The sequence below is a fragment of the Streptomyces sp. NPDC005706 genome (assembly GCF_040631045.1).
Classification (GTDB): domain Bacteria; phylum Actinomycetota; class Actinomycetes; order Streptomycetales; family Streptomycetaceae; genus Streptomyces.
In genome coordinates this window covers 36,937-56,313 of record NZ_JBEXYS010000018.1, presented here as the reverse complement: position 1 = coordinate 56,313, position 19,377 = coordinate 36,937, and the positions used below count along the sequence as shown (strand labels likewise).

Here is a 19,377-nt window from a genome sequence, read left to right as displayed (position 1 = left end):
GTCCGTCCAGGAGGATCGTCAGGCCGGCGGGGCGGCCCGGCGGGGCCCAGCCGTCGGAAGGCAGCCGGAGTTGCACGAGCAGGGGTGTCCGAGTGCCGTCACCGGCAGACCTGGGCGCGGCCGGGGGCGGTCCGGGACACGCGGTTCCCGGCGCCCTCGCGGCATCCGTGCCGGTGCGCTCAGCACAGGGCGACGGCGGTCAGGAGCAGCCCGTCGCGGCGCAGCCACCGCCCGGTCACCCGGGGGACGGCCCGGCCGGCGGCCATCGGCGGGGGCACCAGGAAGCGTGCGCGGAACCGGCCCCCGCCGGCGATGTCCACCCGGACCGCGTCGAACCCGAGCATGCGCCGGGCGAGCGGAAAGAAGACCTTGTACACGGCCTCCTTGCAGCTGAACAGCAGCCGGTCCCAGGAGAGGGCCGCATGCCGTGCGGCGAGCCGGCCGACCATGTCCCGCTCCTCGGGCAGCCCGATCATCTCCAGGACGCCCTCCGGGAGTGGCTCGTCCCGTTCGGCGTCGATGCCCACGGAGTGCACGCGACTGGTCCGCGCGACGGCCGCGGCGCGATATCCGGCGCAGTGCGTCATGCTGCCCACTACTCCGGCCGGCCAGCGTGGTGCGCGCTGTGTTCCGGGGGGCAGGGGAAAAGGAGGGATTCCGAGGTCACCGAGCGCGGCACGGGCGCAGTGCCGCACCGTGGTGAATTCCCGGCGCCGGGCGGGAACGGCCCCCGTGACGGCCGCTTCCTCCTCGCTGAAGAGGTGATTTCCCCGGTCGTCCTCGAACGCTTCCGCGGAGGCCACCGCCCGCGGAAGTATCTCCTCGATCACTTTCTCCCCCAGTTATTTCTTACCACCCCTGCACACCACTCCGGAGCCCTCGCGTCACCAGGCGGTGAGCGAGAAGCGCTCTCCGAGATCCCGGGCGCCGATCGCGAAATCCCTGATCCGCTCGGCCTTCTCGACCATCTTGTCGTCGCCGGCCTTCCTGGAGATGGCGATGAGCCATTCGTAGGTCTCGCTGGGGTGCACGTCGTAGGTGAAGTGAATTTTGGAGAGCAGGAAGAGAATGTCCCGGAAATTCTCCCGCTCGATGACATCGGCCAGCGAGCGGATCCGTTCCGCGCGTTCCCTGGTGAACGGCTTGCGGTCCGGGAGTTCGGGGGTCTCGCCGGGGGCGTAGACGGAGGCGTCGGCGAACGCCTCCTTCTCGTCGAAGGAGCCGTTGAAGGCGAGGTCGACGCAGAGCGCCTGCCGGCTGATGTCGGAGAAGTTGACGGCGGAGTGGACGGCCGCCGCGTCCAGGAACCAGATCTCACCGGGCCGCATGTGGATGACGGTGTCGTCGTCCGAGTGGAAGGCCAGCGGGCTGTCCTCGAGGACCATGAAGGTGCGGAAGTACAGGTCGAGCTCACGGTCGAGCTCGACGAAGTCGCGGTGCGGGATCACGATGGCGTTCTTCAGGTTGCGGGTGCGCGCCATCTGGAGCCGGTCCTGGTCGTAGACCGTGGTGATGATCTCGTCGAGGTAGGGGACGTGCTCGGCGTGCCGGGTGGGCCGGGCGGGCGCGCCCTCCAGGTCCCGGTAGAGCCGGTCCTCGCTGCCGCCGGTGGCGTTGTACAACGGGATGTTCTTCCAGAACCCGTTGCTGAACTCGTCGTACTCCTCCTCCACAGTGGGGACCGCGGCGAGGTAGTCGAGGTCCTTTCTCAGCCGCTCCTGGTCGAGTTCGATGCGGCCGAGTATGTGGGAGCGCATGCGTCGTCCTCCGTCGTGGCAAGGTAACCGTGCGGACCGGCTCAAGCGTGACACGGGCAAGGGAAATTCAATATTCATCCGCTTTCGGTGGACGGGCAGATGAAAGCAGACGACATGACCTTCCTGGCCGGCAACCAACGCCAGGTGTCAGAAGTTGAATGATGAGTGAACGGCGCGATGACGCGCCTCGCCCTAAGTCGCTCTCGCGCCCACGAAATCCCCCGTTGCCCCTGCCATCACGGTCGATTCACTCAGGAGAGGATCGGAACCGTGATCGAATTGAGTTCGAGCTTAGAGCAGCCTCTTCTGGGCCGTCAACCGTTCCTTGACCATCTAACCAATGGCCTGCCGCGCCCCTATACCGCATGGAAACAAGTCGGCCGTCGAATTCACGCCACTCCCCGCACGGCCCCGCGGCCGCGACGCCCTCCCACCCCGGGCGGGGCCCCGGGTCCCACCCGCCCTCGGACGGATCGTGCGCCAGGCCTTTACGGCGATCCAACGTTGCACTACTTTGCCGCAAGATTCAGCAACTCCTTGCAAGTCCCCGGTGCCCGGGACCGGCACCGGGGTCTCCCCTCTGCTGTCAGGAGCCGCCGTGTCTTCACCCGCCCCCACCCGTGCCCGCGGAAGACATCCGCTCGGACGCGGCCGCCCCCTCGCCGCGGTCCTCGCGACGCTGGCGGGCCTGCTGGCCGCGCTGCTGCCGGCCGTCGCCGCCCGGGCGGCGACCACCGCGACCGTGTACTACAAACCGGCCGCGAGCTGGTCCACCGTCGACATCCACTACGCCCCCACCGGCGGGAGCTGGACCACCGCCCCCGGAGTGGCCATGGAGGCGGCCTGCTCGGGCTGGTACAAGAGAGCCGTCGACCTGGGCGGCGCGTCCGGGCTGACGGCGGCCTTCAACAACGGCGCCGGCGTCTGGGACAGCAACGGCGGCGCCGACTACCGGCTCGGCACCGGCGTCTCCGCCGTGTCGGGCGGCCAGGTGACCACCACCGACCCGTGCGCCTCGGCCGCCCCCACCTCGGCGACGGTCTACTACTGGACCGCGACGAAGAACTGGCCGTCGTACTACCTCCACTGGGCGCCCTCCGGCGGAAGCTGGACCACCGCCCCCGGCACCCGCATGACCGCCGCCTGCACCGACTGGGTCAAACTGACCGTCGACCTCGGCACCGCCACCACCTGGCAGGCCGCCTTCAACAACGGCAACGGCGTCTGGGACAGCAACAACGGCGCCAACCACCAGCTCGGAACCGGCACCATCACCGTCAAGGACGGCGTGGTCGCCCACAGCGACCCCTGCGACTCGGCCGAACCCCCGCAGGGCAACGCGGCGACCGTCTGGTACTCGACGGCCTCGGTCGGCTGGTCCACCGTCAACCTGCACTGGGCGCCCGCCGGCGGAAGCTGGACCACCGCCCCCGGCACCGGCATGGAGCCCGCCTGCACCGGATGGGTGAAGAAGACCGTCGACCTCGGCACCGCCACCACCTGGCAGGCCACCTTCAACAACGGCAACGGCGTCTGGGACAACAATAACGGCGCGAACTACGCGCTCACCAAGGACGGTTCACGGGTCAAGGACCACACCGTCACGGCGAACGCGACCGACCCCTGCGCGGCCACCGGACCCGACACCACCGCGCCGTCGGCGCCGACGGGCGTGAGCGCGAGCGTCACCGGCACCTCCGTCGTGCTCACCTGGAACGCCGCCACCGACGACACCGGCGTCACCGCCTATCAGGTGACCCGCACCGGCGGCAGCCGGGGCACGGCGGTGGGCGACACCACCTCCACCGTGCTCTCCGTGAGCGGGCTGGAGGCGCGGACCGCCTACTGCTGGACCGTGCGGGCCCTGGACGCGGCCGGCAACCTCTCCGCCGCGAGCACCGAGAAGTGCGCCACCACCGGCGAGACCCCGCCGCCCGCCGCCGCGGGCACCCCGCTCGGCGGCGACCCGCGCAAGGACCCGGTCTACTTCGTGCTCACCGCCCGCTTCTACGACGGCGACAGCTCCAACAACCGCGGCGGCAGCCAGCACGTGAAGTCCGGCAACGCCGCGAACGACGACCCCATGTTCCGGGGCGACTTCAAGGGCCTGGTCCAGAAACTCGACTACATCAAGGCCCTCGGCTTCTCCGCCGTGTGGATCACCCCGGTCGTGCTCAACCGCTCGGACTACGACTACCACGGCTACCACGGCTGGGACTTCTACAAGGTCGACCCCCGGCTGGAGTCGGCCGGCGCCTCCTACCAGGACCTGATCAACGCGGCGCACGCCAAGGGCATGAAGATCTACCAGGACGTGGTCTACAACCACTCCTCCCGCTGGGGCGCCAAGGGGCTGTTCACGCCCACCGTGTACGGGGTGCGCGACGCGCAGTGGAGCTGGTACTACGACGCGCCGAACAGCGACTTCGCGTACGACGGCCTGACCGTCGAACCCGTCTCCGGCAAGTCGTACTACAACGGTGACCTGTGGTCGACGGCCGAGCCCAGCGGCAACACCTGCCTCAACTGGGGCAAGCCCACCGGCCAGAAGAGCGCCGAGGGATACGCGCTCTACAACTGCCAGTGGCCGAGCCCCACCAACAAGCTGTTCCCCGCGGCGCTCTACCACCAGTGCTGGCTCGGCAACTGGGAGGGCGAGGACTCCCGTTCCTGCTGGATCCACGAGGACCTCGCCGACTTCAACACCGAGAACCCCGCCGTCCAGCAGTACCTGATCGGCGCGTACGACAAGTACATCGACATGGGCGTGGACGGCTTCCGGGTCGACACCGCCGTCCACGTCCCGCGCGTCACCTGGAACCGGCGCTTCCTGCCCGCGATATACGACGAGGTCACCCGCAGGTTCGGCACGGACAAGGCCAGGGACTTCTTCGTCTTCGGCGAGGTCGCCGCCTTCGTCAACGACAAGTGGAACCACGGCTCGGTCAACCACTCCGCGCAGTTCTTCACCTGGAAGGAGCGCAAGGAGTACACCTCCGACGACGTCCGGGCGGCCCTCGACCAGTACGACTACGAGGAGAACCTGGGCCCGGCGGGACAGCCGACGTCCGCCAACGCCTTCCTCGACGGCAACAGCTACCACGCACCTGACCACAGCCGGTTCAGCGGCATGAACATCATCGACATGCGCATGCACAACAACTTCGGCGACGCGTCCAACGCCTTCAACAACGGCAAGGACTCCGACGACTCGACCAACGACGCCACCTACAACGTCGTCTACGTCGACAGCCACGACTACGGCCCGAACAAGTCGAGCACGCGCTACAACGGCGGAACCGACGCCTGGGCCGAGAACATGTCCCTGATGTGGACGTTCCGCGGCATCCCCACCCTCTACTACGGATCGGAGACCGAGTTCCAGGCCGGCAAGCAGATCGACTGCGGCCCCACCTGCCCGCTGGCGAGCACCGGCCGCGCCTACTACGGCGACAAGGTGGCGGGCGAGGTGACTGCGGGCGGCTTCTCCGAGGTCTCGAGCGCGAGCGGGGCCGTGGCCACCACCCTCCAGCAGCCCCTGGTCAAGCACCTCCAGCGGCTCAACCGGATCCGCCGGGCCGTGCCCGCCCTCCAGATGGGCCAGTACTCCACCGCGGGCGTCAGCGGCGACCTGGCCTTCAAGCGGCGCTACACCGACACCGCCACCGGCGTCGACAGCTACGCGCTGGTCGCCGTCGGCAACGCCGCCACCTTCACCGGCGTCCTCAACGGCACCTACAAGGAGGCCGTCACCGGAAAGACGGTCACCGTCGGCGACGGCACCCTGTCCGTCCCCGCCTCCGGCAAGGGCAACCTCCGGGTCTACGTCCTCGACCTCGGCGGCGCCAACGCGGCGCCCGGGAAGATCGGCACGGACGGCCCGTACCTGAAGTAGTCACCGGGGCCGGCGGCGCGGTGGGCGCGCCGCGCCGCCGGCCCGGGCGCGGGAACCCTCGGCGAACACCGGTTGCGGACCCGATCCCCGGGTACAGCGATGGAATATGGGTTGTCCCCACAGCACCCGGTCCTCACTGAAAGTGATGTGTTCGTGACTCTTCCCGGCGGCGACGGCGACCGCGCCAGGGGCTCGGGTGACGATCCGAGCGCCGACGCGCAGGCGATCACCGATGCCGTGGAGCGTCTCGCGAACCTCTGGTCCGTCGCCGCCCAGGAGGCGGCCGTACGGCTGTCCCTCCATCAGCTGCGGGCACTCCGGGCGCTGGAGAGGGCGCCGGAGTCGAATCTCACGGGCCTGGCGGAGAGTCTCGACATAGGGCTGCCCACCGCCAGCCGGCTCTGCGACCGGCTGGAGGCCGCCGGTCTGCTGGAGCGCGAGCTGCACCCGCACCGGCGCCGCGAGGTGCAGCTCCGGCTCACCGTCCAGGGGCGCCGGGTGCTGGCCGACGTGGCCCGCCGGCGCACCCAGGCCCTGGCCGGCGTGCTGGCGGCCATGCCGCCCGCGGAGCGGTCGGCGCTGGTCCGCGGCATGCGGGCCTTCCTCGGCGCCAAGGGCGAGGGGCCCTCCCGGCCGCCGAAGACGCCGTAGCGTCAGCGGCCGGACCCCGCCTCGCCGGGCTCGCGTCCCGTCCAGTCGAGGCAGACGACGGCGGCGTCGGCGAGGAGGCCTTCGTCACCGACGTGCTCGATCAGTCCGGCGACGACCGACCGTGCGGCCTCGTGCGGCTGCGTCTGCCGGGTCGCGCCCAGGACCTGGCGCAGCACGCCCTCGCCGAACACCTCCCCGGTCGCCGACCGGGTGCCGTGCACGCCGCTGCTGATGGCGACCAGGCGGTCGCCCGGCTCGACGTGGAAGGTCTGCTCCTCGTAGAGGGTCTCCTCGAACATCCCGAGCGGCAGCTGGGCCTCGAGCTCGACGCGTTCGACGGTCGTCCCGCGCTGGCGGTAGAGCTGGGGCGACCCGGCGTCCACGGCGCGGACCGTGCCGGTGTCCAGGTCGAAGCGGAGCAGCAGGGTGGAGGCGTACGACTTGCCTCCGTACTGGGAGAAGAGCGCCTGGTCGGCGAGGCAGGCCTGGTCGGCGAGGCCGATGCCGGCGCGGCGGGCGTTGCGCAGCGCGCTCACGGCGAGGTTCGTGAGCAGGGAGGCCTCTATGCCCTCGCCCATGCCGTCGGTGACGGTGAGCGTGAGGTGGTCGGCGCTGGTGGACCAGTCGAAGTTGTCGCCGCCGATGGCGTAGGCCGGCTCCAGATGGGCCCCGATGACGTACTCCTCGCGGGCGCAGCCGCGGCCCGGCAGGAGCTGCCACTGCATCTCGGCGGCGAGGGTGAGCCGGCGGGTGCGGCGGGCCTGGAGGTACAGGTCTGTGTCCCGGCCCGCCGTGGCGACCTCGTGGCCGAGGCCGGTGGCGAAGTCACCGAGCCGCAGCACCGTGCCCGGGTCGGCGCCGGAGCCGGGGACCCGGACGGAGAGCACACCGAGGCGGTCACCGCGAACGGTGATGGGCAGGTGGACCAGTTGCGTGGCCGGGTCGGCGGTGACCTCCACCACCGGGTTCTGGGTGGTGAAGGCGGTGCCGGCGGGGCCGTCCTGGGCGGAGACCGGTTCGTCCGTCAGCGGCAGGTGGGTGACGGGCTGCAGGACCGTCAGGCCGTAGTCGGCGAGCAGGAGCGTCACGTCCCGGGCGCCGAAGCGCTCGGCCAGCAGCCGGCCGGCGGTGGCCACCAGGGCGTGCGGCGGTGCCGAGCGAAGCTGGGCTTCCGCGGACGGGACCGGTTCGGCGGCATTCACGGCGTCTCCATCCTCTTCCCCTGTGACCTCCACGCTATCGCCCCGGCGCGGGAAGCGGCCCCCCGCTGTCAGGACGGAGCGGTGCGGCACAGCAGGATGCAGACGTCGTCGTCGCGTTCGCAGTCGTGCACCAGGGGCTTGAGCAGCGACTCGGCGCACCCGTCCAGGTCGTCCAGCACGGACTCGTCCAGTGCGGCCAGGGTCCGGCCGAGCAGTTCGATGCCCGGGTCGATGCCCTGGGCCCGCCGCTCCACCAGGCCGTCGGTGTACAGGACGAGCGTCGAGCCGGGCGGCAGTTCCGCCGTGTGGTCCGCGTACTCGAACGGAATGGGCACTCCCAGCATGACGCCGGGTCTGGTGTCCAGCACGCGCACGGTCCCGCCGGGCGCGCGGACCAGGGCCGGGGGGTGTCCGGCGGCGGCCCACACGACACGGGGATCGCCGGGCCGGAAGCGGGCGATCACGGCGGTCGCGTAGAGGTTCGGCTGCTGGTGGCGCAGCATGCGGTGCAGGCGGGTGAGGATGCGGGCGGGGCTGTCGTCCTCGAGTGCGTAGGCCCGCAGGGCGGTGCGCAGTTGGCCCATGATGACGGCGGCGCGCAGCCCGTGTCCGGTGACGTCGCCGACCACGGTCAGCAGGCTGCCGTCGGGGTGCGGGAAGGCGTCGTACCAGTCGCCGCCTATGTTGAGTCCCCGGGTGGCGGGGAGGTAGCGGGCCGCCAGTCGCAGCCCCTCGGCGGAGGGCAGCTCGGTGAGCTGGGCGCGTTGCAGGACTTCGGCGGTGTCCCGGTGCTGCTCGTAGCGGCGGGCGTTGTCCAGGGCGATGGCGGTGCGGCGGGCCAGTTCGACCAGCATCACGCTGGTGTCCGCGTCGAAGCGGTCACCGGGCGCGGTGAGGGTGAGCACGCCGGAGGTGCGGCGCACGGTGAGAGGAATGCTCAGCAGCGGCCGGTCCGGGGACAGCGCGGAGGGCGGCAGGTCGTCGATGCCGGGGAGGGCGCCGGGGCGTGGCCCGGCGTGCTGGGGGCGGTCGTGGCGGGCGGCCGCGACCGCCGCGGCGGAGTGGGCGTCGTCCGGTCTCGCCGGTTCGTCGAAGAGCCATACGTCGATCCCGCTCGCGTACTCGGGGACGAGCAGCTCCGGGAGGCAGCGCAGGATGTCCTCCTGATCGAGGGACGCGGTCACGGCCGCGCTGGCGTCGGCGAGGAAGGTGAGCAGCCGCCGTGCCTTCTCGGCCTCGCCGCGGGCGGCCCGTTCGGCGTCGAGCAGGGCCCGCTGGGTGCGCGCGGCGGCGTCGAGTTCGGCGTGCAGGGCCAGCACGCCCTGGTTGGTCTGGTGCAGTTCCTCGCGGTGCAGGCGGAGCTGCCGCTCCGTCTCGTCCAGCCGGCGCAGGATCGCCGCGGTCCCGGCGTCCGCCGCGAGGACCGCTTCCGCGAGCGTGCTGTCGTCGGGGCCCGCCGGGCGGGCGTCCGGCGCGGTCACGGGCGTCCGGCCGGGCGGTCGCAGGCCAGGACGGCCACGCAGGTGTCGTCGCGTACCGGGCTTGCGGCGCTGCTGGCGTCCCGCAGGACGGTCGCCGCGACCACGGCCGGGTCGTGGCCGAGGAGGCCGGGGTCCTCGGGCGGCACCCACCGGCTGGGCAGTCCGTCGCTGTGCAGCACGAGCAGGCTGCCCGGCCGCCAGGGCAGACGGTGCACGGGTACGGTCGCCGGGAACTGCGCGCCGACGATGCCGGGGTGGGAGACGAGGTGCTCCCACGAGCCGTCGGTGTGCAGCCGGGCGCCGATGTTGCCGACCCCGGCGAAGGCCAGTTCCCCCCGGTCCTCGTCCAGTTGGGCCACGGCGACCGCCGCCCCGCGGGTGGGCCGCAGGGCGGGGTGCATGAGCCGCAGGATCTCGTCGGGCGGCAGGTGCCCGGCGCCGTGCAGGGCGTCGACCGCCGCGTCGGAGGCGTGGGCGGCCCTGGCTCCGTGGCCGAGGCCGTCGGCGAGCATCAGGGTCGTGCGGGAGTCCGACCGGACGCAGCTCCAGGCGTCCCCGGAGTGCTCGGCCCGGGCGAGCGGGATGTTGATCCCGCCGGCCGCGCGGATGTCGCGGGTCGGCCGCGGCCCGGGGTTCTGGTGGACGCGGGCCACCGCGACGGTGCCCCGGCGGGTGCTGTACAGGTCGAACACGTCGGCGATGCGCCGGCAGGTGCCCAGGCCGGCGCCGAGTGACGCCTCGCTGGTGGTGTGGCCGTCCCGCAGGGCTGCGGCGACGTCGGGGATGCCGGGGCCGTGGTCCAGGGCGGCGAGCTGCACCGCCGGACCGCGGGCGCCGGCCGTCGCGCGGTCGACGAGGCCGATCAGCACGGTGCCGCCGCCGGCGTGCTTGAGCAGGTTGGTCGCCAGCTCGGTGGCCACCAGGGCCGCGACCGCGGTGCGGTGGGCGTCGAGGCGGGCGTGGGAGCCCGCCTCCTCGGTCGCCACCCGGACGTCCCGCACCCGGGTGGAGTCGTGCACCGGGACGGTCCAGACGCGTGTCATCCGGCGGACCCCGGCCGGGCGGCGGGTACGCCGGTGACCCAGGCGACGAGGGTGACGACGGTGCCTTCGCCGGGCGTGGTGTCGATGGTGAACTCGTCCACCAGCCGCCTGGCTCCGCTGAGGCCGAGTCCGAGGCCGCCGCCGGTGGTGTAGCCGTCGGTCGTGGCCAGTTCGACGTCGCGGATGCCGGGGCCGGAGTCGACGAAGGACAGTCGCAGTCCGCGCGCCGGCGGGTTGGTCACGGGGGTGATCCGCGCCTCGCCGCCACCGCCGTGGATCAGGGTGTTCCGGGCCAGTTCACTGGCCGCGGTGACGAGTTTGGTCTGCTGTACGAGCCCGAACCCGAGTTCCGCCGCGAACCGCCGCACCTGGTGCCGGACCCATGCGAGGTCCGCGTCCGAGCCGATGGGCAGGCTCGTCGCGGTGACGGGGTCGGAAGCCGGCGTCATGCGCGCTCCGCGGCTTCGCCCGGGCCGGCCGCGGAGGCGTCCTGCCGGAGCAGCTCGAAGGCACGGTCGACGTCGAGGGCGGTCACCACGCCGGGCAGGGTCAGGCCCAGCTCGACCAGGGTGATCGCGACGGCGGGCCCCATCCCGCACAGGACGGTGCGGGCGGCCAGCAGACGGGCGTTGGCTGCGATCTCCGCGATGACGCGGCCGAGGAAGGAGTCGACGATGTCGACACCGGAGACGTCGATGACCACACCGGCCGCCTCGCTGTGGGCCACGCGGTGGGCGATGTCCTGCTGGAGCTGCTCGGCCACGCCGTCGTGCAGCTCCCCCTGGAGGGAGACCAGCAGGGTGTCCCCCAGCGTCAGGACCGGCACCCCGGCCAGGCTGCCCGGGAGGGAGGCGGGGAGGGTCATCGCGGGGTCACACCGGCCGTACGGCGGGAGACCTCGATGCCCTGCCGGGAGAGGGCGTAGGCCAGGGCGTCGGCCAGCGAGCTGCGGGTGACGACCGAGCCCAGGTCGATGCCGAGGTGCACGATGGTCTGCGCGATGGCCGGGCGGATGCCGGAGACGACGCACTCGGCGCCCATGAGGCGGGCCGCGGCGACCGTCTTCATCAGGTGCTGCGCGACGAGCGAGTCGACCGTGGGCACGCCCGTGATGTCGAGGATCGCGTAGCGGGCGCGCTGCTCCACGATGGCCTGGAGCAGCGACTCCATGACCACCTGGCTGCGGGCACTGTCCAGTGTGCCGATCAGGGGCACCGCGACGATGCCGTCCCACAGGCTGATCACGGGGGTGGCCACTTCGAGCAGTTGCTGCCGCTGCCGCGCGATCAGCTCCTCGCCCGCGCTGATCGTCGTCTCCATGATCACCAGACGCAGGGTGCCCATCAGGACGGTGAGCGCCAGCAGGGCGTCCCGCGCCTCGTCGCCGGACGGGTCCCGCGCCTCGCCGTGCAGCAGCTCGGCGGTCACCGTCCGCAGGCCCGCGACCTCGTCCGCGATCTGGGCGGGGCTGTATCCGCTGCGGGCCCGGGAGGCGGCCATGCGCCCGAGCTGCTCACGCGCCGAGTCGAAGCCGGGGGCCGCTACGTCCTCCAGCCTGCCGGTCGAGGCCACGTCCGCGAGGGCGTCCACCACGGCCTTGCAGGCCTCCACGGCCTCGTCGCGGGAGACGGTGAAGACCGTCCTGAAGAGCGGGGCGTCCGCCCAGCGCTGGGCGATCTGCTCCCGACGGCGCTCCAGGAAGGCTCCCAGCTCCCGCGCCACCGTCCCGGCCGCCGCCTGCTCCGACACTCGCGCCATCTCCCTCGGGTACCGACCGTCGCGCCAGGACCGGCACACTCCGCCAATTATTGCCTCATGACAAGCATTAACGCCGCACGTGCCCCGGAAACGACACAGCATCGACACATTCACGCCCACGCCCCGGCGGGGCGCGGGCGCCGGCGGGCTCAGCGTCCGCGCCAGTCCAGACAGACGACCAGGGCGTCGTCCTCCGGGGCGGGCTGTCCGCGATGGCCGGTCAGCTCCCTCAGGATGGCACGCGGCACCTCGGCGGCCGGCAGCAGACGGGTGGACATGACCGCCCGGGCCAGCGCGGCGTCCCCGTAGGCCTCACCCAGGGGGGAGGCGACCGCGTAGACCCCGTCGCTGACGAAGACCAGCCGGTCGCCGGGCTCCACCTGGAACTCCTGGGTCACGTAGTCGGTCTCCTCGAACATGCCCAGCGGGAGCTGCGCCTCGAAGGTGACGCGCTCGACCACGCCGTCGCGCAGCCGCAGCAGTTGGGGCGAGCCGGCGTCCACCACCTTCGCCCGGCCCGTGGCGAGCTCGAAGTCGAACATCAGCACCGACAGATAGCAGCGCCCCCGGTAGTGGGCGTACACCGCCTGGTCGGCGAGGCAGGCCTGGTCGGGCAGGGCGAGGCCGGCCCGCCGGGCGTTGCGCAGTGCGTTGATGGCGAGGTTCGTCAGCAGGGAGGCCTCTATGCCCTCCCCCATGCCGTTGGTGACGTAGAGCATGAGGCGGTCCGCCGTGGCGGACCAGTCGAAGTTGTCGCCGTAGATCGCGTAGGCCGGCTCGAGCTGCGCACCGAGTTCGAACTCGGGCCGGGCGCAGGACCGGCCGGGCAGCAGCTGCCACTGCATCTCGGCCGCCAGCGTCAGCCGGTCCTTCCGCCTCGCCTGCAGGTACACGTCCGTGTCGCGTTCGGCCACGACCACCTCGTGCCCGAGCACCTCGGCGATGTCCGCCAGCTCCTCCAGCAGACCGGGCGCGACGTCCCCGTCCGGCAGGGCGACCGACAGCACGCCCAGCCGGTCCCCGCGCACGGTGACCGGCAGATGGACGCGCACGGAACCACCCCTGGCGCTCTCCACGAACGGCTCCTGGGCGCCGAAGGCACGGCCGACGATGCTGCTGTGCAGCGACACGGGCTCCGCGGTGTGCGGCAGCTCCGACACCGGCTGCAGGACGGTGAGACCGTAGTCGGCCAGGAACAGCTCGACGGACTGCGCCGCGTACTCCTCGGCCAGCACCCGGTGCACGGCGTCGAGCAACTCGTCCGGGGCCGCCCTGCGCAGAGCACGCTCGGCGGTCACAAATCTGTTCACGATCTTGAATACACCCATCCTTCGGCGGACATGTACGGATCCCGCCCGGGCCGAGCCGCGCCGGCCCGTCCGAACCATCTCTTGCCAATACCGGCACCTAGTACGCTGGCAACCGTCCCAGGTGCCTGCGAGAGTGTGACGGTGACTGTCTTCCGCCCCCGCCCAGAGCCTGTCGAGGTCGCCCACGTGACCTTGACGGCCGTGGAGTTGCTGGAAGTCCTGTGGGGCCGGGCGTCGACCGCGCCGGCCTCCCCGTCACAGATGCGTGTGCTGCTGATGCTCGAGCACCAGGACGGGATCAATCTGCGTACACTCGCCGATTCTCTCGCTTCCACGCCCCCGTCCACCAGCCGGCTCTGCGACCGTCTGGTGGCCGCCGGCTTCGTCGAGCGCGCGATCAGCCCCGCCGACCGGCGCGAGGTACGGCTGCATCTCAGCAACCGCGGCCGCGCCTTCCTCGACGATCTGCGCGCGCGCCGGGAGAAGGAGTTGCAGGCGGTGCTGGAGCGGATGCCCGCCGCCAAGCGCACGGCCCTCCTCGAAGGCCTGGAGGCGTTCTGCGACACGGCGGCGTCGCAGATACACCACGACGCCCCGCGCGCCGGCGACCGGACGGCCTGAGCGCAGGGCCGGACCACCGATCGCTCCGGCATGACGGGGCTCGGGCGGCCGGCACACGGAGTGATCTCCGCCCACCGGAACATTGCGGATCCTTCCCCGTGCGGTACGACTGGGTTACTTTGTTGCCTCACGGTCATAGTTGTCAAACGACAACTGTTGGGGAGTCCAGGGCGCCCGGTCCATGAGCGGGGGAAGTGAACGCGCGGAGCGCGACGACGGGACCCGCCGGCCGTCCGGCCGGCGGGTCCCGGAGGTCAGACGGTGCTGAGCATGCCTTCGCGCAGCCGGCCCAGGAGGCGGGAGATCAGCCGGGAGACGTGCATCTGGGACACGCCGAGGCGCTCGCCGATCTGGGCCTGGGTGAGCTCCTCGACGAAGCGCCAGTGGATGATCTTGCGGTCGCGCTCGTCGAGCTCCGCGATGAGCGGGGCGAGGGAGTGGAAGTCCTCGATCAGGCCGAGGGCGGCGTCCTCGCTGCCGATGAAGTCCGCGAGCGCGGCCTCGCCGTCCTCGCTGCCGCCGATCGTCGCGTCCAGGGAGGCCGAGGTGTAGCCGTTGGAGGCGAGCTGGGCCTCGACGACCTCGCTCTCCGGCAGGCTCATCAGCTCGGACAGTTCCTTCGTCGTCGGCGTCCGGCCCAGGCGGCTGCGCAGTTCCTCGTTGGCGCGGGCGAGCTGGACACGGGCCTCCTGGAGCCGGCGCGGGACGTGCACGGCCCAGGAGGTGTCACGGAAGAACCGCTTGATCTCACCCACGATGTAGGGGACGGCGAAGGAGGTGAACTCGACCTCGCGGGACAGCTCGAACCGGTCGATCGCCTTGATCAGGCCGATCATGCCGACCTGGACGATGTCCTCCATCTCCTCCGCGCCCCGGCTGCGGAACCGGCCGGCCGCGTAGCGGACGAGGGACATGTTCATCTCTATCAGCGTGTTGCGCGCGTACTGGTACTCCGGCGTACCCTCCGCCAGCACCGTCAGCCGGTCGAAGAACTGCTTCGACAACTCACGCGCGTCCTTCGGTGCGATCCTGGAAGGGTCCGCGATCTCCGGAACGTCCACCGTCTGCCCAGCGGTCCGTACGGCCGTCGTCACCATCCTGCGCCCCTCCCTGTCGTTCATGCCTGCCTGCGCGGGCACATCACCCGGCAAGCAGGCGCATACCCCGGCCTTCGGCGGGCATTCCTCGAACCTTCCTCGATTCACGCCCGACCCTCCACCATTCTCACACCTGTCTTCACCTGACCCACCCCGCCCGGTCCGTGCCGAGTCCGAGTCCGGCGGCCAGCACCGGCCAGGACGCCTCGAACTCGCCCCGCCACGCGGACCATCCGTGCGTCCCGCCCCGGTACAGGTGCGCCCGCACGGGCACGCCGAGGCCGGTGAGGTGCCGGACGAACCCCTGCGCCTGCCACCAGAGCGTGCCCTCCAGCAGAGCGCCGTCGAGGTTGCCGAAGTCGTCGTTGGGGACGCCGCTGCCCTGCGAGACGTACAGCCGGGTGTCCTTGAGCCGCGCGGCGAGGCGGTACGGGTTGTGCGCCGTCCAGTCCGCCCGCCGGAGCAGGGGGCTGCCCCACAAGGTGACCGGCAGCAGTCCCTCGCGGGCGACGATCGCGTCGACGACCGTGGTCATGCCGGGGGCCGACGTGTCGAGGATCCCGCTGTACGACGCGGCGGCGGCGAAGGCGCCGGGCCGGCGGCCCGCGAGCGCCAGGGCGCCGTAGCCGCCGGTGGACACTCCGGCGACGGCCCGGCGCGGTCCCGCGTGGAACTCGTCGCGCAGCAGTCCCATGACCTCGTCGGCCTGGAACGTCTCGTAGTCGGGTGGAGAACGAGGCGCGCGCCCTGCTCGGCCAGTTCCGGTCACGGGCCGCTCGCCGGCCGGACGATCCGCGGTTCGCCGAACTCGTCGGCGAACTGCTGTCGGACGGTGACGCGGCCCGCTGGTACGAGCGCCGGGAGACAGCCGGGTTCCAGCCCTCGGTCCGCCGCTTCCGGCATCCGGCCGTGGGCGAACTGCGCCTGCGGTACGTGAAGCTGGCCGCCGTGGACGAGCCCGGTCACCACTTCCTCGCCTATCTGCCCGACGACCGGGACTCCGAGGAAGCCCTGCGCCGCCTGCAGGCGGGCGAGTGAGCCCCGGGGGCCGGTCGTTGAGGGACACGGACCCCGCGGGGCTCACCCCGGCGTGCCGACGGCGTGTCGCGGCGCGTGGGAGGACGTGCTCTTCAGCGCCCGGTGAGCGGGGGCTCTCACATGGCGCGCGGTTCGCTCATCGTCCAGGTGACGCCGGGTGCCTATGACGGAGGACGGCGGCCGACCCCATCAGGGTGGGGCCGGCCGCCGGCGGAGTACGCGGGCCGGTTCAGCGCTGCAGGGTGAGGACGCCCGGCCGCCACGGCAGTTGGTCGTACGGGCCGCTCGCGGAGGGGGACTTGCCCTGGTAGAGGAGCCGCAGGTTGCAGGGGTCGACGGTCATGGTCTGGTCGGGGTTGTCGCGGACCAGGTCACCGTGGCTGATGTCGTCGGTCCAGGTGGCGCCGCTGTTGGCCCTGCCGGCGAAGGGGTTGCTCTCGGTGGCGGCCTGCGGGGTCCACGAACCGTTCAGGCTGGAGGCCGTGAACGAGCGGAAGTACCGCTGCTCGTTCGCACCGCGCGCCTCGACGATCATGAGGTACTGGTTCTGGCCCTGGACCTTGTAGACCTGCGGCGCCTCGAACAGGTTCTTCACCGTGTCGCTCAAGACCGTCGTGTACGACGAGCCGAAGTTGCCGGGGAAGTTCCCGATGGGCATGCTCGCCCGGTAGATCTTGCCGTTGTCACCGGCGAAGAACAGGTACATGTTCTGGTCATCGGCGATCAGGGTCTGGTCGATCGGAGCGGCGCCCGAGATGCCGCCGGTGAACAGGGGCTGCGGCGCGGACCAGCCGTCGGGGTCGGTGGGGTCGCTCGACGTGCGGTAGATGAAGGGCCACGCACCCCACTGGTACGCCAGCACCCAGACCTTCTTGGGCGCGAAGTAGAACAGGGTGGGCGCCACCGCGGCCTGGCTCATCCCGGTCTGGCCGGCCGACGCCATGTCCGACCAGTTCGTGAAGGGCCGGAACATCATCGAGCCGTACGACGACCCCGACACGTTCGACGCGTAGACCAGGTGCTTGCCGTTGTACGTCACGTCGGTGAAGTCCTTCAGCGCGACCCACCCGTTCGCCGGCTGCGCCAGCGCACCGGTCGACGTCCACCGGTAGGTCGACGGCAGAGAACACGTGCCGTCGGGCGGGGTCGGGGTTCTGGACAGGCCGGTCCACTTCTGGTTGCTGCCGCCGTTGCACGTCCAGATCTGCACCGCCGTGCCGTTGGCCGTACCGGAGCCCGCGACCTCCAGGCACAGCCCGGACTCCACGCCGACGACCGTGCCGTCGGAGTTCACCCGCCACTGCTGGTTCGCCCCGCCGGAACAGGTCCAGATCTGCACCCGGGTACCGGCCGCGGTGGCGTGGCCCGGGACGTCCAGGCACTTGTCGCCGTACACGGTGAGCTGGTTGCGGTCCGTCGACGTCCACTGCTGGTTGGTCCCGCCCCAGCAGTCGTAGATCTGCAGATACGTGCCGTCGGTCCGGCCGGCGCCCGGCACGTCGAGACACCGGCCGGAACCGACACCGCGCAGCGCGCCGCTGGAGGCCGCCTGGGCCGGGCCTGCGACGAGCATCGCCGCCAACGCGGCCAGGGCCGCGACCACGGCGGCGAACACCACAGACGGATGCCTGCGGCGGAAACTTCGTCTGCGCATCGATACGTCCTCAACTTTACGTAGATGGTCGGAATATCGAACAACGGTCGAAACATCGAGCAACCCGGATGATAGGGACCCGGTGAACGGCGTCAATACCTCTCGCACGTATCGCCTTCAACACCGAAAGTTTCGAACCACTTACGACGGGAGCGTGCACGACCTGCCGTCAAATCACTGGCTTGTAAGCCACTTGACCCGTGAATGAAGCGGTGTACGGGCAGTGCAGACACTCGATCAGCCTGATTCGAAAGTTTCGAAAGGCAATCGGAAATTTCTTCTGCGGAATGTATTGACGAGCCGCAGTCGCCACCTCAATCATCCCTGTCTGAGAAGTCGGCCCTGGCCTGTGTCGAGACGTGGAGCACCGCCGCCGATTCTTCCGTCCAACCGTGATCTCTACCTTGGAGGCACCGTCATGGGCTCGTACGCCCTTCCCAGATCCGTTGTCAGCAGGAATATCCGCGGCCTGCTCTTAGCGCTGGTCGTCGGTGTTCTCGGTGCGGCCACCGCACTGGTCGCGCCGCCGACCGCACACGCCGCCGAGAACACGCTCGGCGCCGCTGCGGCACAGAAAGGCCGTTACTTCGGCACCGCCATCGCCTCGGGCAAGCTGGGCGACTCGGCGTACACGACGATCGCGGGCCGTGAGTTCAACATGGTGACGGCCGAGAACGAGATGAAGATCGACGCCACCGAACCGCAGCGGGGTCAGTTCAACTTCACAGCCGGCGACCGTGTCCACAACTGGGCGGTGCAGAACGGCAAGCAGGTGCGGGGTCACACGCTGGCCTGGCACTCCCAGCAGCCCGGCTGGATGCAGAGCCTCAGCGGCAGCACGCTGCGCCAGGCGATGATCGACCACATCAACGGCGTGATGGGCCACTACAAGGGCAAGATCGCCCAGTGGGACGTCGTGAACGAGGCCTTCGCCGACGGCAGTTCGGGCGGCCGGCGGGACTCCAACCTGCAACGCACGGGCAACGACTGGATCGAGGTCGCCTTCCGCACCGCGCGCACCGCCGACCCGGCGGCCAAGCTCTGCTACAACGACTACAACATCGAGAACTGGACCTGGGCCAAGACCCAGGGCGTGTACAACATGGTCCGCGACTTCAAGCAGCGCGGCGTGCCGATCGACTGCGTCGGGTTCCAGTCGCACTTCAACAGCGGCAGCCCCTACAACAGCAACTTCCGTACCACCCTGCAGAGTTTCGCCGCTCTCGGCGTCGACGTGGCCATCACCGAACTCGACATCCAGGGCGCCTCGGCCTCGACCTACGCAAGCGTGACGAACGACTGCCTGGCCGTCTCGCGCTGTCTCGGCATCACCGTCTGGGGCGTGCGCGACACCGACTCCTGGCGATCGGGGGACACGCCGCTGCTGTTCAACGGCGACGGCAGCAAGAAGCCTGCCTACACCGCCGTCCTCAACGCACTCAACGGCGGCGACTCCACGACGCCACCTGCGGGCGGCGGCCAGATCAAGGGCGTCGGTTCGGGCCGGTGCCTGGACGTGCCCGGCACCAGCACCACCGACGGCACCCAGCTCCAGCTCTGGGACTGCCACAGCGGCACCAACCAGCAGTGGACGTACACCGACGCCGGCGAGCTCAAGGTCTACGGCGACAAGTGCCTTGACGCCGCCGGCACAGGCAACGGCGCCAAAGTCCAGATCTACGGCTGCTGGGGCGGCGACAACCAGAAATGGCGCCTCAACTCCGACGGATCCATCGTCGGCGTCCAGTCCGGCCTCTGCCTCGACGCCGTCTCGGGCGGCACCGCCAACGGCACCCTGATCCAGCTCTACTCCTGCTCGAACGGCAGCAACCAACGCTGGACCCGCACCTGACGGGACGGGCCGCGCCCG

Annotated in this window: 17 protein-coding genes; 5 read left to right on the top strand and 12 right to left on the bottom strand. The window is 71.0% G+C overall.

Features of this window, described 5'->3' with window-relative positions; translation table 11 throughout:
* Positions 1–179: 179 nt before the first annotated feature.
* Positions 180–803 (bottom strand): 4'-phosphopantetheinyl transferase superfamily protein, encoded by a 624-nt coding sequence (locus tag ABZ478_RS25845; protein ID WP_359553036.1) that lies wholly within the window; start codon positions 801–803, stop codon positions 180–182.
* An 81-nt stretch (positions 804–884) separates the two neighbouring features.
* Positions 885–1,757 carry an aspartyl/asparaginyl beta-hydroxylase domain-containing protein gene (locus ABZ478_RS25840; RefSeq protein ID WP_359553035.1) on the bottom strand — a complete coding sequence of 291 codons (873 nt, stop codon included), beginning with the start codon at positions 1,755–1,757 and terminating at the stop codon, positions 885–887.
* 598 nt (positions 1,758–2,355) lie between these two features.
* Here ABZ478_RS25840 and ABZ478_RS25835 point away from each other — a divergent pair.
* Positions 2,356–5,652: a carbohydrate binding domain-containing protein gene (locus ABZ478_RS25835; RefSeq protein ID WP_359553034.1), complete on the top strand. Its 3,297-nt coding sequence runs from the start codon at positions 2,356–2,358 to the stop codon at positions 5,650–5,652.
* A gap of 147 nt (positions 5,653–5,799) precedes the next feature.
* Positions 5,800–6,303 carry a MarR family winged helix-turn-helix transcriptional regulator gene (locus tag ABZ478_RS25830; RefSeq protein WP_359553033.1) on the top strand — a complete coding sequence of 168 codons (504 nt, stop codon included), beginning with the start codon at positions 5,800–5,802 and terminating at the stop codon, positions 6,301–6,303.
* Between the two features lie 2 nt (positions 6,304–6,305).
* Here the strand turns inward: ABZ478_RS25830 and ABZ478_RS25825 are convergent, their stop codons facing one another.
* The 7 genes from ABZ478_RS25825 to ABZ478_RS25795 all read right to left on the bottom strand — a co-directional run bounded on the left by ABZ478_RS25825 (position 6,306) and on the right by ABZ478_RS25795 (position 13,097).
* Positions 6,306–7,505 (bottom strand): PP2C family protein-serine/threonine phosphatase, encoded by a 1,200-nt coding sequence (locus ABZ478_RS25825; RefSeq protein WP_359553032.1) that lies wholly within the window; start codon positions 7,503–7,505, stop codon positions 6,306–6,308.
* Positions 7,506–7,573: 68 nt separating this feature from the next.
* Positions 7,574–8,986 carry a GAF domain-containing SpoIIE family protein phosphatase gene (locus ABZ478_RS25820; RefSeq protein ID WP_359553031.1) on the bottom strand — a complete coding sequence of 471 codons (1,413 nt, stop codon included), beginning with the start codon at positions 8,984–8,986 and terminating at the stop codon, positions 7,574–7,576.
* Positions 8,983–10,029, bottom strand: coding sequence for a SpoIIE family protein phosphatase (locus ABZ478_RS25815; protein WP_359553030.1), 1,047 nt, complete (start codon positions 10,027–10,029; stop codon positions 8,983–8,985). Before ABZ478_RS25815 ends, ABZ478_RS25820 begins: the two co-directional genes overlap by 4 nt.
* Positions 10,026–10,478 (bottom strand): ATP-binding protein, encoded by a 453-nt coding sequence (locus ABZ478_RS25810; RefSeq protein ID WP_359553029.1) that lies wholly within the window; start codon positions 10,476–10,478, stop codon positions 10,026–10,028. Before ABZ478_RS25810 ends, ABZ478_RS25815 begins: the two co-directional genes overlap by 4 nt.
* Positions 10,475–10,894, bottom strand: a complete 420-nt coding sequence (locus ABZ478_RS25805) for an STAS domain-containing protein (protein WP_359553028.1) — start codon at positions 10,892–10,894, stop codon at positions 10,475–10,477. The genes ABZ478_RS25810 and ABZ478_RS25805 overlap by 4 nt, the downstream gene beginning before the upstream one ends.
* Positions 10,891–11,787: an STAS domain-containing protein gene (locus ABZ478_RS25800; protein WP_359553027.1), complete on the bottom strand. Its 897-nt coding sequence runs from the start codon at positions 11,785–11,787 to the stop codon at positions 10,891–10,893. The genes ABZ478_RS25805 and ABZ478_RS25800 overlap by 4 nt, the downstream gene beginning before the upstream one ends.
* Before the next feature lie 149 nt (positions 11,788–11,936).
* A complete protein-coding gene (locus tag ABZ478_RS25795; RefSeq protein ID WP_359553026.1) occupies positions 11,937–13,097 on the bottom strand; it encodes a PP2C family protein-serine/threonine phosphatase in 1,161 nt (386 codons plus the stop codon).
* A gap of 186 nt (positions 13,098–13,283) precedes the next feature.
* On the opposite strand from ABZ478_RS25795, the gene ABZ478_RS25790 reads away from it, so the two are divergent.
* On the top strand, positions 13,284–13,718 hold the full coding sequence (locus tag ABZ478_RS25790; protein ID WP_358934722.1) for a MarR family transcriptional regulator: 435 nt from the start codon (positions 13,284–13,286) through the stop codon (positions 13,716–13,718).
* A gap of 254 nt (positions 13,719–13,972) precedes the next feature.
* Here the strand turns inward: ABZ478_RS25790 and ABZ478_RS25785 are convergent, their stop codons facing one another.
* Positions 13,973–14,815, bottom strand: a complete 843-nt coding sequence (locus tag ABZ478_RS25785) for an RNA polymerase sigma factor SigF (protein WP_359553025.1) — start codon at positions 14,813–14,815, stop codon at positions 13,973–13,975.
* Between the two features lie 139 nt (positions 14,816–14,954).
* Positions 14,955–15,509, bottom strand: coding sequence for an alpha/beta hydrolase-fold protein (locus tag ABZ478_RS25780; RefSeq protein ID WP_359553024.1), 555 nt, complete (start codon positions 15,507–15,509; stop codon positions 14,955–14,957).
* A gap of 32 nt (positions 15,510–15,541) precedes the next feature.
* Between ABZ478_RS25780 and ABZ478_RS25775 the strand changes: the two genes are divergently transcribed.
* Positions 15,542–15,853, top strand: coding sequence for a hypothetical protein (locus ABZ478_RS25775; protein ID WP_359553023.1), 312 nt, complete (start codon positions 15,542–15,544; stop codon positions 15,851–15,853).
* Between the two features lie 229 nt (positions 15,854–16,082).
* Here the strand turns inward: ABZ478_RS25775 and ABZ478_RS25770 are convergent, their stop codons facing one another.
* A complete protein-coding gene (locus ABZ478_RS25770; protein WP_359553022.1) occupies positions 16,083–17,507 on the bottom strand; it encodes a non-reducing end alpha-L-arabinofuranosidase family hydrolase in 1,425 nt (474 codons plus the stop codon).
* A gap of 418 nt (positions 17,508–17,925) precedes the next feature.
* Between ABZ478_RS25770 and ABZ478_RS25765 the strand changes: the two genes are divergently transcribed.
* Positions 17,926–19,359 carry an endo-1,4-beta-xylanase gene (locus ABZ478_RS25765; protein WP_359553021.1) on the top strand — a complete coding sequence of 478 codons (1,434 nt, stop codon included), beginning with the start codon at positions 17,926–17,928 and terminating at the stop codon, positions 19,357–19,359.
* The last annotated feature ends 18 nt before the right edge of the window (positions 19,360–19,377 follow it).

Bases quoted from the DNA above. Each gene is read 5' to 3' on its own strand.
- ABZ478_RS25840 (WP_359553035.1), bottom strand. From the start codon at position 1,757: ATGCGCTCCCACATACTCGGCCGCATCGAACTCGACCAGGAGCGGCTG.
- ABZ478_RS25815 (WP_359553030.1), bottom strand. From the start codon at position 10,029: ATGACACGCGTCTGGACCGTCCCGGTGCACGACTCCACCCGGGTGCGG.
- ABZ478_RS25810 (WP_359553029.1), bottom strand. From the start codon at position 10,478: ATGACGCCGGCTTCCGACCCCGTCACCGCGACGAGCCTGCCCATCGGC.
- ABZ478_RS25805 (WP_359553028.1), bottom strand. From the start codon at position 10,894: ATGACCCTCCCCGCCTCCCTCCCGGGCAGCCTGGCCGGGGTGCCGGTC.
- ABZ478_RS25800 (WP_359553027.1), bottom strand. From the start codon at position 11,787: ATGGCGCGAGTGTCGGAGCAGGCGGCGGCCGGGACGGTGGCGCGGGAG.
- ABZ478_RS25785 (WP_359553025.1), bottom strand. From the start codon at position 14,815: ATGGTGACGACGGCCGTACGGACCGCTGGGCAGACGGTGGACGTTCCG.
- ABZ478_RS25780 (WP_359553024.1), bottom strand. From the start codon at position 15,509: ATGGGACTGCTGCGCGACGAGTTCCACGCGGGACCGCGCCGGGCCGTC.
- ABZ478_RS25770 (WP_359553022.1), bottom strand. From the start codon at position 17,507: ATGCGCAGACGAAGTTTCCGCCGCAGGCATCCGTCTGTGGTGTTCGCC.
- ABZ478_RS25765 (WP_359553021.1), top strand. From the start codon at position 17,926: ATGGGCTCGTACGCCCTTCCCAGATCCGTTGTCAGCAGGAATATCCGC.